Below are 3,584 nucleotides of genomic sequence, written 5' to 3' on the forward strand. Positions count from 1 at the left end.
ATTCGAGGCGTGATCGTCATGGCCTATTCGAATTCCAAGGGGCTTCTGGCTGTGGCCACCGGCAACAAGTCGGAGCTGGCCTGCGGCTATTCCACGATTTACGGCGACGCGGTCGGCGGCTACGCGCCGATCAAGGATTTGCTCAAGACCCGTGTGTGGGAGATTTCCCGTTGGCGCAACAAGGCCGCGGCCGCTGGCATGGGCATCGGGGGACTTCACATCGTGGGCAACGAGCAGGGGAGCACGGGCGTTCCCCTGCCGGACGGTGTGATGATTCCCGTCAATTCAATTGAGAAGGCGCCTTCCGCCGAGCTGCGTCCCGGTCAGAAGGATTCCGATTCGTTGCCGGAGTACGCGTTGCTTGACCAAGTGCTGGCGATGTACATCGAGCATGCGCACGGCCGGGCCGATTTACTTGCCGACGGCTTCGACGAGGCTACCGTGGACACAGTCATGCGGCTGGTGGACCGCGCCGAATGGAAGCGCCGCCAGTATCCGCTTGGTCCGAAAGTGACGGCGTTGGCGTTCGGCCGTGACCGTCGTCTGCCGGTGACCAACGCGTTCCGCGAGTGACGGCGATGTACGCAACAGGGAGACGTGTGGCCGCAACCCGGATGGGCAGCCACGCATTGCACGAAGGAGGCCGACATGGAGCGTCAATGGTATTTCAACACCGTCACTGAACAGCCGGAACTGGGCATGATTTCTCCGGCAAGCCACCGCATGGGGCCGTACAGGACCCGTGAGGACGCGCTCGATGCATGGAAGATCGTGCAGGAGCGCAATCTCAAATGGGAGGAGCAGGATCGCGAATGGAAACGATGGTCCGCTGACTTCGGCTCTTCCCCCGAAAAATAAACCATCGACGAAAGCCACGCCTGATTGTGATTTATGTCACTAATTTCAGGTGTGGCTTTCATGTTTTTCACAGACACCGGCCATTACAATCGACAAGTAGCGACGACGTAACGATGCGTCGCCAACCAAACACCCAGAAGGAGTGGAAATGGCAGCAGTTGATGCAACGGCGGTCTCCCAGGAAGAACTTGAGGCCAAGGCCTGGGAAGGTTTCGCTGAGGGCAACTGGCAGAAGGACATCGATGTCCGTGACTTCATTCAGAAGAACTACACGCCGTATGAGGGCGATGAGTCCTTCCTGGCGGATGCCACCGAGAAGACCAAGCACCTGTGGAAGTACCTCGATGACAACTATCTGGCCGTGGAGCGCAAGCAGCGCGTTTACGACGTGGACACCCATACTCCGGCCGGCATTGATGCCTTCCCGGCGGGTTACATCGACTCCCCGGAAGTGGACAATGTGATCGTCGGTCTGCAGACCGACGTGCCGTGCAAGCGCGCCATGATGCCGAACGGCGGCTGGCGTATGGTCGAGCAGGCCATTAAGGAGGCCGGCAAGGAGCCCGATCCGCAGATCAAGAAGATCTTCACCAAGTACCGTAAGACCCACAACGACGGCGTCTTCGGTGTCTACACCAAGCAGATCAAGCTTGCCCGCCACAACAAGATCCTCACCGGTCTGCCGGATGCCTATGGCCGTGGCCGTATCATCGGTGACTATCGTCGTGTGGCACTGTACGGCGTGAACACCCTGATTAAGTTCAAGCAGCGCGACAAGGACTCCATCCCGTACCGCAACGACTTCACGGAGCCGGAGATCGAGCACTGGATCCGCTTCCGCGAGGAGCATGACGAGCAGATCAAGGCTCTGAAGCAGCTGATCAATCTCGGCAACGAGTATGGTCTCGACCTGTCCCGCCCGGCGCAGACTGCGCAGGAGGCAGTGCAGTGGACTTATATGGGCTACCTCGCCTCCATCAAGAGCCAGGATGGCGCCGCCATGTCCTTCGGCCGTGTCTCCAACTTCTTCGACATCTACTTCGAGCGTGACCTCAAGGCCGGCAAAATCACCGAGACCGACGCCCAGGAGATCATCGACAACCTGGTCATGAAGCTGCGCATCGTGCGCTTCCTGCGTACCAAGGACTATGACGCGATCTTCTCCGGCGATCCGTACTGGGCGACCTGGTCTGACGCCGGCTTTGGCGACGATGGCCGCACCATGGTCACCAAGACCTCGTTCCGTCTGCTCAATACCCTGACCCTCGAGCACCTCGGACCCGGCCCCGAGCCGAACATCACCATCTTCTGGGATCCGAAGCTGCCGGAAGCCTACAAGCGCTTCTGCGCCAGAATCTCCATCGACACTTCGGCCATCCAGTACGAGTCCGACAAGGAAATCCGCTCCCACTGGGGCGACGACGCCGCCATCGCATGCTGCGTCTCCCCGATGCGCGTGGGCAAGCAGATGCAGTTCTTCGCCGCCCGCGTGAACTCCGCCAAGGCGCTGCTGTACGCCATCAATGGCGGCCGCGACGAGATGACCGGCATGCAGGTCATCGACAAGGGCGTCATCGACCCGATCAAGCCGGAGGCCGACGGCTCCCTGGACTACGAGAAGGTCAAGGCCAACTACGAGAAGGCCCTCGAATGGTTGTCCGAAACCTATGTGATGGCTCTGAACATCATCCATTACATGCATGATAAGTACGCGTACGAGTCCATCGAGATGGCCCTGCACGACAAGGAGGTCTACCGCACCCTCGGCTGCGGCATGTCCGGCCTGTCCATCGCGGCCGACTCCCTGTCCGCATGCAAGTACGCCAAGGTCTACCCGATCTACAACAAGGACGCTAAGACCACTCCGGGCCATGAGGACGAGTACGTCGAAGGCGCGGACGACGATCTGATCGTCGGCTACCGCACCGAAGGCGACTTCCCGATCTACGGCAACGACGACGACCGTGCCGACGACATCGCCAAGTGGGTCGTCTCCACCGTCATGGGCCAGGTCAAGCGCCTGCCGGTGTACCGCGACGCCGTCCCGACCCAGTCCATCCTGACCATCACCTCCAACGTGGAGTACGGCAAGGCCACCGGCGCCTTCCCGTCCGGCCACAAGAAGGGCACCCCGTACGCTCCGGGCGCCAACCCGGAGAACGGCATGGATTCCCACGGCATGCTGCCGTCCATGTTCTCGGTCGGCAAGATCGACTACAACGACGCGCTCGACGGCATTTCGCTGACCAACACCATCACCCCTGATGGCTTGGGCCGCGACGAGGACGAGCGCATCAGCAACCTGGTAGGCATTCTGGACGCCGGCAACGGCCATGGCCTGTATCACGCCAACATCAACGTGCTGCGCAAGGAGCAGCTCGAGGACGCCGTCGAACATCCGGAGAAGTATCCGCACCTGACCGTGCGCGTCTCCGGCTATGCGGTGAACTTCGTCAAGCTCACCAAGGAACAGCAGCTCGACGTGATTTCCCGTACGTTCCACCAGGGAGCCGTTGTTGACTGACGGTCCTATCGGACGGATGACCGCCGCCATATGAGACGGCGATGAAGGTAAGGGGCGGAGCTGAACCGCACCCCGATTGTTGGACTGAAGAAATTCAGATTCAATGATCGGAGGTGCGGTTCTTTCGTATGCGCGAGGATCGAAGGAAACACTACGACGACGGGTTCCGGCGCGAGGCACTGGAACTCATCAAGGCAGGAGC

3 protein-coding genes are annotated in these 3,584 nt (G+C 60.4%); all 3 read left to right on the forward strand.

Features of this window, described 5'->3' with window-relative positions; all coding sequences use genetic code 11:
• Positions 1–573: NAD(+) synthase (gene nadE / locus ACR0P8_RS08985; protein ID WP_432624740.1), on the forward strand; the 573-nt coding region annotated here is incomplete at its 5' end.
• 75 nt (positions 574–648) lie between these two features.
• Positions 649–858 carry a hypothetical protein gene (locus ACR0P8_RS08990; protein WP_432624741.1) on the forward strand — a complete coding sequence of 70 codons (210 nt, stop codon included), beginning with the start codon at positions 649–651 and terminating at the stop codon, positions 856–858.
• A gap of 148 nt (positions 859–1,006) precedes the next feature.
• Positions 1,007–3,382 carry a formate C-acetyltransferase gene (gene pflB / locus ACR0P8_RS08995; RefSeq protein ID WP_432624742.1) on the forward strand — a complete coding sequence of 792 codons (2,376 nt, stop codon included), beginning with the start codon at positions 1,007–1,009 and terminating at the stop codon, positions 3,380–3,382.
• The last annotated feature ends 202 nt before the right edge of the window (positions 3,383–3,584 follow it).

This window comes from Bifidobacterium sp. (assembly GCF_050874245.1).
GTDB lineage: Bacteria > Actinomycetota > Actinomycetes > Actinomycetales > Bifidobacteriaceae > Bifidobacterium.

Excerpts from the sequence above, each read along its gene's own strand:
- ACR0P8_RS08990 (WP_432624741.1), top strand. The coding sequence starts at position 649 with ATGGAGCGTCAATGGTATTTCAACACCGTCACTGAACAGCCGGAACTG.
- pflB (WP_432624742.1), top strand. The coding sequence starts at position 1,007 with ATGGCAGCAGTTGATGCAACGGCGGTCTCCCAGGAAGAACTTGAGGCC.